The organism is Gemella haemolysans (assembly GCF_028308085.1).
GTDB classification, from domain to species: Bacteria; Bacillota; Bacilli; order Staphylococcales; family Gemellaceae; genus Gemella; species Gemella haemolysans_D.
This window is the reverse complement of the sequence record NZ_JAQMFS010000010.1, coordinates 37120-53816: the sequence shown is the minus strand read 5'-3', so window position 1 is coordinate 53816 and position 16697 is coordinate 37120. Positions and strand designations below refer to the sequence as shown.

The following is a 16697-nucleotide window of genomic DNA, read 5'->3' as shown; positions in this document are numbered from 1 at the left end:
AAATGGTGATATATTTTTCTATTAATTTATTTTAGAAATAGTTGAAATATGGAGATAAATTCCGTATACTTATACTAGTAATAAAAATTTAGAAATCTCCTATTTTTAGGGGTTTTTCATATGTGATGAGGAAATATAATGAAAGTAATAAAAAATTATTTATATAATCTTTCGTATCAAATATTAACGATAATATTACCGATAGTAACGGTTCCGTATGTTACGAGAATTTTCACTAGTGAAGCTTTAGGGAATTATGTATTTTATAATTCTATAGTGAGTTATTTCTCGTTATTTGCGATGTTAGGTATTGGTGTTTATGGTACGAAGCAAATAGCGGCTGCAAGTGATGTAAGTAGCGCATTTTGGAATATATATGCGATTCAACTTATCGCGAGTATATTAGCAATTTCTGTTTATGTAATATCGATATTTAGTATCCCACAGATGGGAGGTATACTACCATTAATAGTGGGGATTACTCTATTTGCAAATATGATTGACATCTCGTGGCTATTCTCAGGTAAAGAAGATTTCAAGAAAATAACAATAAGAAACGTAGTTATTAGGCTTATTGGAGTAATCAGTATTTTTACCTTTGTTAAAAGTAGTGATGACTTATATCTTTATGTATTTTTAATTGTTATCTTTGATTTCTTAGGACAATTTGTAATGTGGGTGCCGGCGAAGAAATTCATAAAACGTCCTTCATTTAATGCGAATGCTATTAAGAAAAATCTACATCCTATTGTATTGTTATTTTTACCACAAGTAGCGATATCACTTTATGTTGTTTTAGATAGAACGTTATTAGGACTTTTAGGATCGTACTCGGATGTTGGAATTTACGAACAAGGTCAAAAATTAATTAGTATATTACTTAAGGTTGTTAGTTCACTAGGAGTTGTTATGTTGCCGAGGGTTGCGAATCTTCTTTCTGAAAGAAAAGATAGGGAAGCGAAAAATATGGTGAAATTCTCATTCATTTTGTATAACCTTATAATCTTCCCTATGATTTTTGGTCTAATTGCGGTAAATGAAGTGTTTGTTAAATTATTCTTAGGACAAAACTTTCAAGATGTTAAGTATGTATTATATATTATTGTGTTCAACATTATGTTTGTAGGTTGGACGAATATCCTTGGATATCAAGTACTAGTAGTAAGAAATAAAAACAAGGAGTTTATGCTATCGACAACGATTCCTGCCTTTGTCAGTGTGGCTATTAACATTGCTGTTATTCCATTTTTCGGATATATCGGAGCGAGTATAACATCTGTAGTTGTTGAAATTTTAGTATTTGCCATCCAATGGTATTATAGCCGTAATATTATTAACAAGAACTTATTGTTCAACAAAGATTTAGCAAAAATCATATTGTCATCCCTTGTAATGTTCGGAGCTGTAATGTTTTGTAAAATGACGTTAGGATTTGCTGGAATTGTAGGTCTTGTGATTTACCTTGCAGTTGGTGGAATTAGTTACTTAGGTATGTTATTCTTACTGAAAACTGTTAACGTCAAAGAGATAAAGGGGATGCTTAGGTAACAGCTTAAGTTAAAAAGATAATTATATATTTTTTATGGAAAACCAATACGTGAAGTTAAATGAGTATTGCAGGATTATAAGTGCTAGGAAAATGAATGTTATTTATTGGTTATTTAGAGTTTTATATTTTTAATCACTAAGTTAAATTTTTTGAAATTTAATTGGTTTACTTATGAAATTAAGGGGGTAGTTTTAATTGTTAATTTTCTATGAGGAATATTTTAAAAATTGGTGTTAATAAAAATTTTATATGGATATATTAAAAATATACGAATTGTTTTAAATTGAAAAGATAAAAATATAATTGTATAATGTATATATAAGATTTTAGAAGGAGAAGGAATTATGACTGAGAAAGAATTATATATGAATTTAGAAAAAGAAATAAGTAAACTAGCCAAAAAAAGCAATGTTTCAAATGGAGAAGTATTCCAGATTAATAAGTTTTGTACAGAATTGGCAGATAATGAAGAAATGAAGGGCTGTTTTGATTGTTATTTATATCTAAGAGAAAAGAAGGAGATAGAGAAATTAAAAGAATTACTTCATTTTGTTAAGAATTTGAATGCTCTGAGATGATTTTAAATTTATCTTTAAATTAAGTTAGTATTTAATATTGATTTTATTTGCTATTCGGGTATTTAATAATCGTGCTAAATTGACCGTGAATTCTAGTTTTTGATAGTAAAAAGTGAAGAATGGTGGTATAATGATAGAGAAAAAGGGTATCTGATTGAGATTATAAAATATTAATATTACTATGATATTTTCATTTGTTATATTATCTATGAGAGGAGAACTAGTATGGTTAATTCAAATTCAAGAAAACTTACACTTAGCGGTTGGTTAAAAGAACACAATAGCGAATCATATAATACGCCTTTAAAATTGCAAAAATTTTTGTTTTTTTATGAGTCTTTTACTAAAGTAGCAAAAGAACAACCTGATTTTAGGCGTTTAAGAGGATATAAAAATGGACCTGTTTTCAGTGATGTATGGGGGGATTATACGAAGGAAAGAATAAGTTTTGATAAAGCTGTAAAAGAAGCGTATCAAAAAAATAGTGAAAATATTAATGAAAAAAGAGCAGAGAAATGTTCCTTTATTGTTAGAACATTAACTGAGAAAGAATTATCTGATCTTACGCATGAGATGAATTTATGGAGTTCAAAGGAAAAACTTATAAATGAGGAAGGAGCATATCAAGTTGACTTAAATGAATCTGATTTTACTTCTGAGGATATTAGATTTATTAATACTCTTGATTCAATGTATCCAACAGAAATTGTTGAAAATTCTACTGTCATAACTTTGGGAGAAAAAAACTTTGTATTTTCCAACTCAGACTATGAGAAATTGCCTAAAAATTATCATGATATTTTATCTGAACTTTCAAAAAATCAAGATATTTATAATCCTGTATTTGTAGAATTAGATGAAGAAGGGAGATTTATAATTGATTAGAAAGAAAGATGTCATAAGAATGAAAGTTCCGTTTCCTAATATCTCTAGCAAATTGGCTTTTAGCCCACATATGTACATATGTAGAAATCAAGCTAATTCAAGATATGAATATATTAAATGTCAAACTCTCAAACCATATATGTTAATAAAGAATCCAATAACGAATTATCATGATGAGGATCCCGATTCATCTAGGAATCCGTTTTATAAGAAGACTAGAATAGATTGTGATAAAGTTTTTACTTCTTCTAATGTATCGTACAGTGATAGTTTGAAAACAACGATTCGTTCTGATGTTTGTGATGATTTGTTTAATAGAGTTGAGGAAATGCTACAAAAAGATGACTACGATGAAATACCTTTAAATGAAAGAGATTTAAAAAATTTAAATGATTTAATATATTGATGAATTTCAAATAATAATACAACATTGTAATCATCATAATAATTCAAATTCATTTATAAATGTTTTTAATGATGTTTTATAGTATAGACATTTTCGTGGTCTATTATTTAATTAAATTATATTTTTAACTAATTCAATTAAATTTATAATACTTAAATCGGTCTTTTTAGGATAATATTCCCTAAAAAGATCCTTTTTCAAATTCGGTTGATTTTGAAAATTAGGAGAAAGCTATGCTATATTAAGTAGTATAGCTTTTTTCCTATTTTTTCGTTTTAATTTTATTTCTTTCTTTTTAGTTAGGATAGCTTGGCGATCTTCTATAGAATATCTAGGTTTCTTATTAGTTTCTGAAGGTGTAAATAAGCTAAATACAAGGAGTATTTTAGCTTTAAAGCTACATATCTATGTGAAATACGTTTGATAACTTTAATTTTATTGTTAATACCTTCTAAAGGACCATTGGATAGCCCGTTGTAATACATAGTATTTTTAATCTGTCTTTTATATTTTCTTATTGTTTTAATAGATGTAAACATATATCTAGGTAAAGTAGATTTATCATTAATTAAAGCTTTAAATCTATCGAAATCATCTTTCTCAAGAGCTTCCCTAAGGTCTTGAATAAGCCAGTAACACGAATCTTGCTTAATTAGATAGTTGACGATATCTTGTTCGGTAGAGATATACTAAAGTATTTAAACTTCTTGTGAGTACCATTATCTAATTCATCATAACTAGTAAGAAGGTTTTTCCAATAACATTTCAATTGTCTATATAACTCTTTATTTTTGTCTTTAATACTATTCATAAATGAAACTCTATATTTATTAAAAGCTCTATTAACTGACTGAACAATATGAAATCTATCAATGACTATCTTCGCATTAGGGAAAAGTTCTCTAGTGATACTTTTATAACCAGAGTTCATATCAATAACTATTGCCTTAACCTTACAACGTTCTTGATAAGAATAGTATAGGAAGTAGTCTTTTATAATCTTATTAGTTCTTCCTTGAAGTATATTTTGCACTTTATGAGTTAATGCATCTGCATACACAAAGCTCATTTTACTTATACTATCAGAAGTAGAAGAAACTTCATCAAAGCACATATAATAAGGTAAAGTTTTAGGTCTTTCTAGAGTTTTAGATAAATCACATTGTACTCTTAATACAGTATTAGTAGATACAGTACAAGATTCAGCTATTTCTTTTGGAGTATTCTCTTTAGATAATCTTTTAATAATGCCAGCTCTTAGATTTTTAGAAGTATTAGAATTCTTCCTAACCTCAGTAGTTTCAGCTGTAAAGGATTTACGACAACCTCTACATATAAAGCGATGTTTATTTAAGTATAAGATAGCTGGTTTGTCAGAAATAGCGGGCAATTTAACTTTTACTTTTCTATAGCCGTTATTAATTATCTTACATTCTTGGCAATAAGGACAAGCGTTAGATGAAGCTTCTAATACCCCGTAATAAACTAAATACTTACAACCATTTATTTCAATTTTCTCTGCTTTATCTAGAATTTTTATATTTTCGTCAGTTATTTGTAGCGTTATTTTAAGAGATTTTCTATAATTACACATATGAATGTAAATTTCCTTTCTTGATTTTTTGCGCATACTTAAATTATAAAGGAAGTTTACATTCTTTTCTATTTTTTTATAAATTTAAATACGGCTGATATTTATTATCAACCGTATTTATTATATATAGTATTAAGGAATCCTCAAACGAAAGAGAAAAGAAAGATTAAAGATAGTAATAGAATATTAAATTGATAACAATTGATAAAAGACAAAGAAAATAAAAACGATATATTTTTATTTTATCTTTAATAAGATTTAAATTATACTCTTTTTTTATAAATTGTTCAATATATCCCCAATAAATACATATTAAATATATAGCTAGTAGAATAGGGATAAATTTAATTAACTCTTCTAATATGGGATTGATAATTATACTATTATTCACACTGGTTATTTTAATCATACTGATATTAAATTTTTTTATATTATATGCTAAATATATAAAAGACAACATTATAATAGAGTGAATACTTAATAATTTGAAGTTTTTTGAAACTATAAATATTATATTGCTACTAAAGAAAAATAATATAATTAGAAGAGTCATTGAAAATATAGAATTATTTACTATAGTTAGAATACTAATGAAAATAGTATTCATAGTAGTAGCAAATTTAGTTAATATACCATTAGTTTCCATAATGTTATGTATTTCAATATAAAAGTTATATATAAAAATAATTACAAAAATTATATGAAAAAAATACGATATAATCTTATTTATAGTCTGTTTATTTTGAGAATAAACATAGTTATTAATACTTTGTGGAGTATTGTAATTATTAATATTAACTTGATTTTGCTGTATGAAATAATTAGATGTTTGATTAGAGTTTTTAAAAAAACTAATTATTGTAAAGATATTCGCTAATAAGCTGACGATAGTTATAGTGAAATTAAAAGTCTGATTTTCTATTTTTATTACCTCGCAATATTTAATAAGATTTCTTTCTTTTCTCAAATAATAGTTTACATTAGTTTTGTATATAATTCAATAAAGGAGTTCATAGAATGAATATAAAAGAATAATTTATAAAGTAGAGAAATTTGTCCTATTTCGGTTCTTGATAAAATTTGGTTGATTTTTAAAATTAGGAGGAAGCTATGCTATATTAAGTAGTACTATTTTACTATTTTTCTACTTTAATTTTTTTCTAGTGAAAATGTCTTGACGTTCTATTTTGAATATCTAGGCTACTTATTAGTCTCTAAAGTTGTAAACAGGTAGAAAACAACTAGTATTTAAGCTTTAAAGTTACTAAAAGATCTATATCTATAGGAAGTTACGTTTGATAATAGATATCAGCGGTATTTATTATCAATTTGAAGAAACCAATTGAGTTTATACTCGGTTGTTTTTTTGAATTTAGGAAGTTTAATCAGAATCGCCATTAGAAAAAAAGTGCTAAATAAAGTATAATTAAGAATGAAAAGAATTTGTCTAATCATGAGATAGGAGTAGTTTTGAATGAAGGTTTTTGATACAAAATTAAATGATGTGAAATTAATAGAACCGGATGTTTTTGAAGATGAACGTGGTTTCTTTATGGAGAGTTATTCTGAAGAAAAGTATAAAAAACTAGGTATAGATTTTAATTTTGTTCAGGACAATCATTCATTATCAGTTGAAGCTGGTGTTATTCGTGGTTTACATTTCCAAAGAGGAAATGCTGCGCAGACAAAGCTTATTTGTGTAGTGACTGGTGAAGTACTAGATGTTGTTGTGGATCTTAGAAAAGGAAGTCCTACGTATGGACAGTGGGAGAGTTTTATCCTTTCAGAACATAATAGGAGACAACTTTTAGTTCCTAGAGGCTTTGCTCACGGTTTTGCAACTTTAACACCTAATGTTAACTTCATGTATAAGTGTGATAATTATTATAATGCAGAAGCAGACGCTGGTATAATATTTGATGATAAAGAGCTTGGGATTGACTGGCAGATTGATTTATCAAAAGCTATTATTTCAGAAAAAGATAAAAACATTCCTACATTCAAAGAGTTTGAAAAGAGCAATGATTTTGTGTACGGGGAAGAGTAATTGTAATATGTTTTCAGGGGTATTCCCAAAGACCTAGATTTGAACGAGAACTCAAAGACGCAGTAGTTTATTGATATCTGAATTTTTTTATAAGAGTTTTTAAGAAGTCTAACGAATTTTGAGGTAGTGACTAGATAATTAGAATTGTAATTTTTGAGTCACTCTGAAAATCTATATTTGAATACTCATAAGAATAAGTTCCTTTCTGTGAGTATTGCAATTTATAGTTTAAAGGAATTTATTTAATCTCTTTATATAATAATATTACTACTTGGAAAGGAACTCTCCGAATTAATTGACAACAAGGAAAGGTATATGGTAGAATATAGGAAAGTGAATGTGAAATGCTAGTACATTCCAACACGAAAGCCAATTGAACTTCTACTTCAATTGGCTTTTTATATTAATATTTAATATTCACATACAAAGTGACGAGTATGCGTCGCGTCCTAAAACGGCTACTTTTTCTCGTTGTTATCTTTTAGGAAATAATATTCTATTATCAGAAGAATAACTCCGGATAATAGATTCACAAGAATTTGTGAAATGCTAGTATTCATGCCAACACTTCCCTTCTGGGGCAGTAGCCTACCTTTATTATAGCACTAGAGATTATTTCGGAAAAGGTTTCCTTTTTATAATCATAAAGAAAGTTATATTTTTAAGATTATGTAAATAGGAAGAGAAATAGAAGGTATTCCTTCGAATTAATTGACTGTGAGCGAAGTGTAATTAGAAATATTTTTCTAATCGGAAACAGGGTGCTTTATTGTATTTTTATTTAAGGTATGTTATACTAAATTCACAGATCGAATATTAGTCCCTGCTGTGTTATACTTTACAGTGGGGGCTTTTCTTATAAAGTAGAAATAGTAGATTGTTGACTTGAGTAGCAGTAATCTTGTGTTAAATATTTTTGAAAAGGTAGAAAAAATGAAGAATATTATAGTAACAGGTGGGGCTGGATTTATCGGTTCTAACTTTGTACATTATGTTATAAATAATCATCCAGATATTCATGTGACTGTCTTGGATAAATTGACTTATGCGGGAAATAGAGAGAATCTTTCTGGACTTCCAGAGGATAGATTTGAATTAGTTGTTGGTGATATTGCGGATGCTGAACTAGTAGATAAACTTGTCAGCAAAACTGATACAGTAGTTAACTATGCAGCTGAATCTCATAATGATAACTCCCTAAAAGATCCTTATCCATTTTTACATACGAATATTATTGGAACATATGCTTTAATCGAAGCTTGTCGTAAGTATGATGTTAGATATCACCATGTATCTACAGATGAGGTTTATGGAGATCTTCCTTTACGTGAAGACTTACCAGGGAAAGGCGAAGGTGTAGGAGAGAAGTTTACAGCTGAAACACCTTATAATCCATCAAGCCCATATTCGTCAACAAAAGCAGGTTCAGACTTACTTGTAAAAGCATGGGTGCGTTCTTTTGGGCTTAAGGCAACTATTTCTAATTGTTCAAACAACTACGGACCATATCAACATATTGAGAAGTTCATTCCAAGACAAATTACTAATGTATTGTCAGGAAAAACACCGAAACTATATGGTGAAGGTAAGAATGTTAGAGACTGGATTCATGTAGAAGATCACTCATCAGCAGTTTGGACTATTTTAACAAAAGGTAGAATTGGTGAAACTTACTTGATTGGAGCTGATGGAGAAGAGGATAACAAAACTGTTATTGAGTTAATTCTTGAATTAATGGGTAAAGACAAGAATGCATATGAACATGTAAATGACCGTGCGGGACATGACCTATGTTATGCGATAGATGCATCTAAGTTACGAGATGAACTAGGTTGGAAGCCACGGTTTACAAACTTCCGTCAAGGATTAGCTGATACTATCCGCTGGTATGAAGAAAATGAATTTTGGTGGAAAGAGCAAAAGGAAGCAGTAGAAGCTAATTACGCTAAAAATGGACAGTAATAAGAGAGGATAGAGTGTAGCAGATGCTCTTCTAAATAATTGACAATAAGAAAAGGTATGTGTTAAAATATAGGAAAGTGAATGGGAAATGTCTATCAAATTTCATCACGAAAGCCAATTGAAGTGTGAGTTCAATTGGCTTTTTATATTAATATTTAATATTCACACACAAGTGAAGTATGTGCGTCGTGAGCTAAAATGGCTACTTCTTCCTGTGATTATCTTTTAGCAGATAGTATTCTATTAAAAGAAGTATAACTCCTGATAACAAATTCACAAGGATTTGGGAAATGTCTATCTTCATCTCATCACCTCCTTTTGGAGCTAGTAGCCTATCTTTATTATAGCACCAAAAATTATATCGGAAAAGGTTTTCTATTTATTATCATAAAGAAAATTATATTTTTAAGATTATGTAAATAGAAAATAAAAAAGGTGGTTGTCAAGAAAAAAGAATAGTGATTTTAAATGGAAATTGTTTGACATGATTTAGAAAGGTATGATAAAGTATAGACAAGTGAATAAGAAGTAATAATACTTTTTAATATAAGCCCTAATTTTGATTTTAATCAGATTAGTGGTGAAAATCACGTATAGAGTGGAATTTATGAGCTGTGTCTAAAAGTAAGTTGATATAAATTAAGAGGATAATATTATATATTAGGATTAGTATTTCTGATAATAATTAACAAGAATTTGGACGATTATATCGTACATGTAACCACCTCCCTTTCGGGCAAGGTATCAATTTATATTAGACATAAGTGAAGATGTTTTACGCTGGGTAAATAGCTAAAATATAGGATAGACTATAAGAAGTGAATGATGTTTATCAAATTCCAACACGAAAAGCAACTGAAAGGAGATTCAGTTGCTTTTTTTATATGTTAATCACTGGATAAAATTTTTAATTTATGTTAATTATTTTAAATTTTTTATATTCTGAGTACATGATTATTTGGTAGTTTTAAGTTTGTATTATATTGTATTTTGATGTAGAATAAAGTTGAAGGGTAATGAATTTTATAAAAATTTTAACATATAAGCCGATTGTAAAAATCGCTGTAAATTTTATAGATTTACTAGAAAATAAAAGGGGGAGAAGTAATGAATAATAAAAAAATAATAAAATTTCCTGTTGATAAAAAAGGATATACAGGAATAAGAAGTAGTAAGTATAGAGATTTTAATCTTAATCAAGGTTATGGTGAAATACAGTTCTCTTCTAAAAAGATTGAGTCTGATTTTAATGAATCGATGAAACTTTTTTTGGAATTTATCGAGAATTTTGAAGATCCTAAATATGCATCTAATGTAAAAAAGGCTATAGATTTATCTAAGTATAATGTGGATGCTAGGGCCTGGGAAATAGTTAGTAAAGATTGTACGGAATATGAAACAGAATTAAGATTAATACGACTAAGAGATGAAGCTTACAATTTTGAAGAAGGCTTTGTTGATGGTAAGCTATTCCCGATTAATTATCTATATCTGAGAGTCTGTCATCATCTTGCGGAATTTTATTTAGGTAATAAGTTATACAATAAGGTTCAGAATGCTTATAAGCCGTTTTATTTCATTTTAGATATGGATAATGAAGTTATGATGCCGATGTATCACAATTTTGTAGTAGCGAGTCTTATATTAAATGATTTTACAGAGATTAATCGTTACTATAAACTTGCGAATAAACACGGTAAAAATGATGATGAGGTCATTTTATTGTCAAAAGTTTTTTACCATTTGATGCAGGGAGAAGAGAAAGAGGCTGTTGCATTTTTCAACAAATTGATTAAAGTTAATAAATATATTTCTGATGTTTTAGATAGAATAACTAATCCTAAGTTAATCAAGTTTAGTACGGATGATGATTGTAAGTATTTAGAAGCTCTTAATATCGTTATGAAGTTTGATTATTTTTTAAGTAAAAAATATTATTTTGACTTCCTTATACATGTTAGGGAAAGTGAATATGTTATTGGTGATGATTTGGATAAATATGCGAATCGTAAGGAAATAACAGTTGCTGATATAAAACGAGATAGATCGTTTATGGCTATTCGAGATACTGAACTAAAAATTATGCATGAGAACTTCTTGCTAACAAAAGAAGACTTCTTAGAGATTACTAAGGCTGAGTTTTTAAAAATAAAAGGTTTAGGTAAGGGAACAATCAGAAACTTACATATGAATGGTGTAATGTTTGCTGATGATAGTGAGTTTGATATCCAGATGGAGCTAATGGAGGATGACTTATGGTAAAACGTGATAAAAAATTTGAATTATTACTTAAAGAGTTTATAGAAACTGAAGGGAAGAATTTTTCTAATAAAGAAGATGCTATCGAGGTTTTTGAACATATTTATAATATGGTGGAAGGGGGGTATGATGTAGATGGACCTCTTGGTGATATTGTCGATGCGATTGACGATAGTGATATGAGTGTTTTTAATAAGGTTAATGCCTTACGAGAACTGTATGAGGAAAATCATAGTGGTATAGAGATGGTTATTGAGCTTGGAGAGGATATTTTATATTCAGAAAGTGATGAAGATACCGAAGAGATGATATTAGCGGATGCACTTGCAGGGTATTATGTTAAAGCAGGTATGTACGAAGAAGCTGCGAAATTGTATGAACTTTTGTTAAAAGCTAGTCCGTCTGATTTTTCAGAGGTAACAGATGAACTTACACATGTTTATGTCCACCTAAATAGAGATGACTTGATGAGAAATCATATTAAACGTTTCGATTATTTAGAATCAGAACCTACATTATTACTATTAAGTATCTTTAGTATAAATCAAGGTAAACTTGATGAAGTTCACTATTATATGACGAAGCTTAAAGAACTTAATAAATATACTAGTATTATCTTTAAAGGTGGTTTTGAAAAAGTTGAAAGCTTTATAGAGGGAACTCTGCAAGATGAAAAAGATTTGCAAAAACCAGAAGCTTTCGAAATGCATTTCGCAGCTAATATAGCTAAAGATTACCTTACTAATAAATATCATTATGAATTGTTAGAAAAATTCTATAGAGAAGAAATAAAAAAAAGAGTAATTCTGATAGTGGAAGGTCGTCTGAATATTTCCAAGGAAATGATGAAAGAAGATCCAATTTTCGCTGGTATGGAAAGACAATTAAACAAGTTTATCGATGCTGAATTGTATAATAAAGAAATTATTGAATCTTATACAGAAAAAGAACTGAAAAAGCTAGGTGGCATAGGTGCTACAGTTATCCAAAAGCTAAAAAATAACGGAGTTAAGTTTAAAAAAGACTAGAGGTTTTTGTAGGAAGAAAAATAACTTGTCTTCGATATTATGTATATACATACACTAAACAATAACTCGTTGGCTGAATTGTTGTATATACAAAAACAAAAATTCAGTGCAGGTGTACTTGTACATATAAAAATAAAAAATCTGGGAAGTGAATCTAAAGTGATTCATTGTTTCCCAGATTTTTTTGTTATTCAAATATCTTAGCTAAAAAGTCATCACTAAGCGTATATATTTTTGGTTTCTTCTTAATTACTGTAATCTTGTCTTCATTATCTTCTAAATATTTATTTAGAGTTTTTGTAGAAATTTCTAAAATATTAGAAACTTCTGTATGACTTATTAAAGCATCTTTAGCACTAAATAAATGACTTTGTAGAAGTAAGAATAGTATATTTTTAAGTGTATCGTCAGCGATATTATCGTTAATATAGTTTCTTGCTGTGAACATTTTTTCGATATTTTCGGTTAGGAAAGATAATATATGTTCTTGACCTGAAACTAAAAGCTCTAAGTTCTCTTTAACAAATAGAGTCATATCACCTTTGTTTAAAGGGTGTGATGTTTTCTCAAAACTCTTATAGTATTTATTTTTATTTCTATTAATACTGTATGAAAGAGTAATTGCCGTAAATATATCTACTACACTCGTAAGAGATTTGGCGAGTAAGTATCTACCTACACGACCATTTCCATCATAAAATGGATGAATGTATTCAAAATAATAGTGTCCAATAAAAATTTTATATAGTTTTGGTAAGTTGTCATAATTCATAAACCTAATTAAATCAGCCAGTCCGTTGTTGATATCATCTTCAGTTGCTAAACCGTGGTGAATGATATCATTCCCAGCATAGACACTTACGCTTCCTTTTCTAAAAACTTCTCCATCTAAAATATTTTCTGTTGAAACCTCATCCCCAACGAGAACATCATAAATTTTTCTGAAATCTTTAGGTTCAAGTATTTGGACTTCTTTGTTGAGGTGAGAATATAGTGAAGCCATACCAGAAAAACGTTTAAAGTTAGGAGAAGTACTATCTTTTTTAGAAAGTGCTTCGCTAATCTCTTTTTTAGAACTATGAATACTTTCGATTTCATTAGTGCTTTGAAGTTCGTTGATAAGCAACAAATTAAAGAATTTTTCTTGTGCAGCTTCTGGAAGCATACTTTGTTTCGCAGTAATCTCAGCACTATTTGTGTAAATTTTCTCTAAAATTAAGATCAATTCTGCAGAGTTATATATAAATAATGGATACTCTTCTAGTTTTCTTACCCCCTTAATAAAGGGATTGATTTTAAGCGAAGTAACAGAACTAGAAGGAGAATGGATTCTATTGTTATATTCATTTTCTATATCTAAATTCATATGAAATAATTTCTCTAGAGGATAATACTTATTCATATAAATCACCTACTTTAATATATTTTTAATAATTATAACATATTCAAAATGGAAAAAACAGTCAAAATTTCCATTTTGAGACCAGAAAAGTAATTCAAAATGGAAAAAACAGTCAAAATTTCCATTTTGAGACCAGAAAAGTAATTCAAAATGGAAAAAACAGTCAAAATTTCCATTTTGAGGTCAAAAATTTAATTCAAAATGGAAAAAATGGTCAAAATTTCCATTTTGAAATCAAGGTGTAAGTCCCCCCCTCCTCACTCCCAAAATAAGTTATAATAAAAACCTTCCGTATGAATTTATTTAAAAGATATTATTTCGAATAATTTTCGTAAGGGAGGTTATATTTAATTTTATAATTCTTTAATTTAATAGCTTAGTAATATAGAAATATTCATAGTGCTTTGATCATAACTTAAATTATGATTGATTCTATTAATTATTTATTTAGTTTATCGTTTTGAATATTCAACAGCTCTAGCTATTTTTGGTTTTGCTGGATTTTTATCTATATTATTTTCTTCTAATAGTTTCTCAAATGCAGCTAGTCCTGTTTCGTAATCTTTAGTCTCGAATTCTAGTTCATAATCGACAATATCGTTGATAAATGTTGTTTTATCAAAAACTAGCAAACCTTCTTCTAAAGTTACTTCATGTCTTAATGTTTCTATTTTTTGTATTAGCATCGGAGTTTTAATTTTCACGTTCATTCGCTCTAGTTCTGAGATAATCTCATTTGGTAAAATTGGTAGTACCGTTGGTTCTTTTGGATATCTTTTATCAAGTGGTACGTTTATTTCAACATTTTGAGTTTCACCTTTTATTTTTAGAGTCATCTCTGTTTTTTTGTTAGTATATCGAATTCTTAGTGCAGCTCCAATGTTCTTAAAACTTTCATCTGCATCATCATAGTAGAAATTTTTGTTAATTATTTCTTCAGAATTACTTAGGTTGTATTTCTCATATAATGCATCATATTGATTTTCTGTCAGTAAGTTTTTAAATTCTATTTCTATTTCTCGCATGAGATTTCCTTTCTTTTTTCAATTGCAATAATAAATGGCGCATTGTTTTTCTGGTTTATGAATTGATAAATTAGCACTTCAGCTTCTTTTTGATCAAGGTTTTGAAGTTCGGTTAACAATGCTTCTTTTTCTACCTTACCATTCTCATGCCCCCAGTAGACAACGATGACGATTCTCCCGCCGATTTCTAGATGTAGTAAAAATTTCTTAATAGTCGCAAGTGTCGTCTCAGCTAGTGTTGTAATCTCATGATCAGCATTTGGTAGATATCCTAGATTAAAGACAACAGCACGAATTTTCTCATTTATATATTTATCGAATTCAAAGTGAGAATCAAGAACAATCTCACATTTATCAGCTAGTTCTGCTTCTTTAATAAGGGTTGTAGTATTTTCAATTGCCAATTGTTGGATGTCGAATGCATAAACTTTTTTCGCTGAAGTTTTCGCTAGAAACAGCGTATCATTTCCATTTCCAGCAGTAGCGTCAACAACAATTGAATTTTTATCTATAACTTCTTTTAATAATTTTTTGCTAAAAGCTAATACCTTATCCATATTAATGTCCTTATTATAAAATTATTTTTGTCTGTCTACTGTCATTTCAGAAAGAATGTCATTAAGTTCGTAGTAGTTATCGCTAGCGATTGTAAAGTCAAGTGACGTATTGATAATTTCAGCTAGCAGTTTCGAATTATCACTTGTATAGTCTTCTTCTCTATCAAGGTTAGCTTTAAGATTTGAGACAAGTTTTTCTAATTTTTCCACTAAATCAGTTTCTGTAGTGTCATCATTTTCATCGAAATCTTTAGTGTAATCTTTAATATTAAAGCTAAGACCATTTTTTAATGGTGCGATATATAAAGCACGTAGGTTATTCACTTCTTCACCAACCGCAGCAGAAAGTTCATGTAGAGGTGCTGTGTAAATTTTCTCATCTTCAGCACCAGCTTGCTCGATAACTTTAACTTCATGGTCGTAAGGATAGAAAGACATAAGCTCGTCTGATACATTCGCCGCAGTCAAATCGTCATAGCATTGTGTAATAAGTAGATGTTGCAGAGGATTAACCTGTCTTAATGTTTCTAATGCAGTAGCATCTACAAGAGAAAATCCTTCTACAGGATCAAATTGTGCAGCATTGAAGCAAGAATCTAAAAAGCTTTCTCCACCAACAATTTTAACATCTTTTCCGCTATTTATTAGAAGTTGAGTAGTTAGCTCGGCAACCATCGGATGTCCAGGAACAAGATACATCACATCATTATTTTCAGCGACTTCAAGAATGTAATTCGCTATACCGTTATAAGTATTTTCGAAATTTTCGCTTTCTGTATAAAATCTATCGCAAGTTTCAAATTTGATGTTGTTTTCTTCTAAGAAAGAAATCGCAGGATGCTCTTTAGTACGCGCAATAACCATAGCATTAGTGTTATTTAGCAAAAGTTGTTTAATATTTTCTTTAATGTTTGAACTGTCATTCGGTCCAAGTCCAATAATATAAATCATAAGTTTCTCCTTATTTATAGGTTTAGTCTAATTTTCTAATCTTAAAGAGGATGGCTCGAAAATTGCGATTTCGGAGAAATCGATTTGCCGAATTATCCTCATTCTTTAACATAGTTATTATAACATAAATAGTCTATCGATTGATTAAAAACATTTCTAACACAAATATGTAGTGAGAGAACTGAATTTCTAATGTTGAAAAAAGATAGAAAATATAAATAATAATTATATGTTTTACATTGATAAACAACTATGTTCACTACAGTGTAGAGAAGAAAAATTACCATGGTGAGCAAAGTTGCGTGAGGGAATGTTAGAAAACATATAGTTTTAGAGTTAATTTTTCTAAAGAAAAAAATAAATATCTACCTAAATACTGTAAAAACAGGGGTTGTAAAATTATCAGTAAGAAAATAAAATATTAATTTTTTGACTATACAAGTTTAAGGAAAAG

General features: G+C 28.7%; 14 protein-coding genes. 8 read left to right on the top strand and 6 right to left on the bottom strand.

What is annotated here, in order from left to right; translation table 11 throughout:
- Nucleotides 1–138: 138 nt before the first annotated feature.
- From PNO30_RS00710 to PNO30_RS00695, 4 genes are all read left to right on the top strand, one after another.
- A complete protein-coding gene (locus tag PNO30_RS00710) occupies nt 139–1548 on the top strand; it encodes an oligosaccharide flippase family protein (protein WP_271986771.1) in 1410 nt (469 codons plus the stop codon).
- 345 nt (nt 1549–1893) lie between these two features.
- Nucleotides 1894–2127 carry a hypothetical protein gene (locus PNO30_RS00705; protein WP_271986770.1) on the top strand — a complete coding sequence of 78 codons (234 nt, stop codon included), beginning with the start codon at nt 1894–1896 and terminating at the stop codon, nt 2125–2127.
- 225 nt (nt 2128–2352) lie between these two features.
- Nucleotides 2353–3012 carry a hypothetical protein gene (locus tag PNO30_RS00700; protein ID WP_271986768.1) on the top strand — a complete coding sequence of 220 codons (660 nt, stop codon included), beginning with the start codon at nt 2353–2355 and terminating at the stop codon, nt 3010–3012.
- Nucleotides 3005–3418, top strand: a complete 414-nt coding sequence (locus PNO30_RS00695; RefSeq protein ID WP_271986767.1) for a hypothetical protein — start codon at nt 3005–3007, stop codon at nt 3416–3418. The genes PNO30_RS00700 and PNO30_RS00695 overlap by 8 nt, the downstream gene beginning before the upstream one ends.
- A gap of 320 nt (nt 3419–3738) precedes the next feature.
- Here the strand turns inward: PNO30_RS00695 and PNO30_RS08950 are convergent, their stop codons facing one another.
- Nucleotides 3739–4071, bottom strand: a complete 333-nt coding sequence (locus PNO30_RS08950) for a transposase (protein WP_420319622.1) — start codon at nt 4069–4071, stop codon at nt 3739–3741.
- Nucleotides 4071–5012 carry an ISL3 family transposase gene (locus tag PNO30_RS00690; protein WP_271986765.1) on the bottom strand — a complete coding sequence of 314 codons (942 nt, stop codon included), beginning with the start codon at nt 5010–5012 and terminating at the stop codon, nt 4071–4073. Before PNO30_RS00690 ends, PNO30_RS08950 begins: the two co-directional genes overlap by 1 nt.
- Nucleotides 5013–6486: 1474 nt before the next feature.
- On the opposite strand from PNO30_RS00690, the gene rfbC reads away from it, so the two are divergent.
- The 4 genes from rfbC (at nt 6487) to PNO30_RS00670 (ending at nt 12308) form a co-directional block, all read left to right on the top strand.
- On the top strand, nt 6487–7059 hold the full coding sequence (rfbC, locus tag PNO30_RS00685) for a dTDP-4-dehydrorhamnose 3,5-epimerase (protein WP_271986764.1): 573 nt from the start codon (nt 6487–6489) through the stop codon (nt 7057–7059).
- A gap of 933 nt (nt 7060–7992) precedes the next feature.
- Nucleotides 7993–9021, top strand: coding sequence for a dTDP-glucose 4,6-dehydratase (gene rfbB / locus PNO30_RS00680; RefSeq protein ID WP_271964949.1), 1029 nt, complete (start codon nt 7993–7995; stop codon nt 9019–9021).
- Nucleotides 9022–10128: 1107 nt separating this feature from the next.
- Complete coding sequence (locus tag PNO30_RS00675; RefSeq protein WP_271986763.1) at nt 10129–11283, top strand: hypothetical protein; 1155 nt, start codon at nt 10129–10131, stop codon at nt 11281–11283.
- Nucleotides 11277–12308, top strand: coding sequence for a hypothetical protein (locus PNO30_RS00670; protein WP_271986762.1), 1032 nt, complete (start codon nt 11277–11279; stop codon nt 12306–12308). The genes PNO30_RS00675 and PNO30_RS00670 overlap by 7 nt, the downstream gene beginning before the upstream one ends.
- Before the next feature lie 187 nt (nt 12309–12495).
- Here PNO30_RS00670 and PNO30_RS00665 read toward each other — a convergent pair whose 3' ends face one another.
- From PNO30_RS00665 to PNO30_RS00650, 4 genes are all read right to left on the bottom strand, one after another.
- Nucleotides 12496–13710 carry a Fic family protein gene (locus PNO30_RS00665; protein ID WP_271986760.1) on the bottom strand — a complete coding sequence of 405 codons (1215 nt, stop codon included), beginning with the start codon at nt 13708–13710 and terminating at the stop codon, nt 12496–12498.
- A 452-nt stretch (nt 13711–14162) separates the two neighbouring features.
- Entirely contained in the window at nt 14163–14735 is a 573-nt protein-coding gene (locus PNO30_RS00660; protein ID WP_271964945.1) for a CYTH domain-containing protein, read from the bottom strand.
- Entirely contained in the window at nt 14723–15292 is a 570-nt protein-coding gene (locus PNO30_RS00655; RefSeq protein ID WP_271986759.1) for a tRNA (mnm(5)s(2)U34)-methyltransferase, read from the bottom strand. The genes PNO30_RS00660 and PNO30_RS00655 overlap by 13 nt, the downstream gene beginning before the upstream one ends.
- A 21-nt stretch (nt 15293–15313) precedes the next feature.
- Complete coding sequence (locus tag PNO30_RS00650) at nt 15314–16243, bottom strand: SAM-dependent methyltransferase (RefSeq protein WP_271986758.1); 930 nt, start codon at nt 16241–16243, stop codon at nt 15314–15316.
- Nucleotides 16244–16697 lie beyond the last annotated feature (454 nt).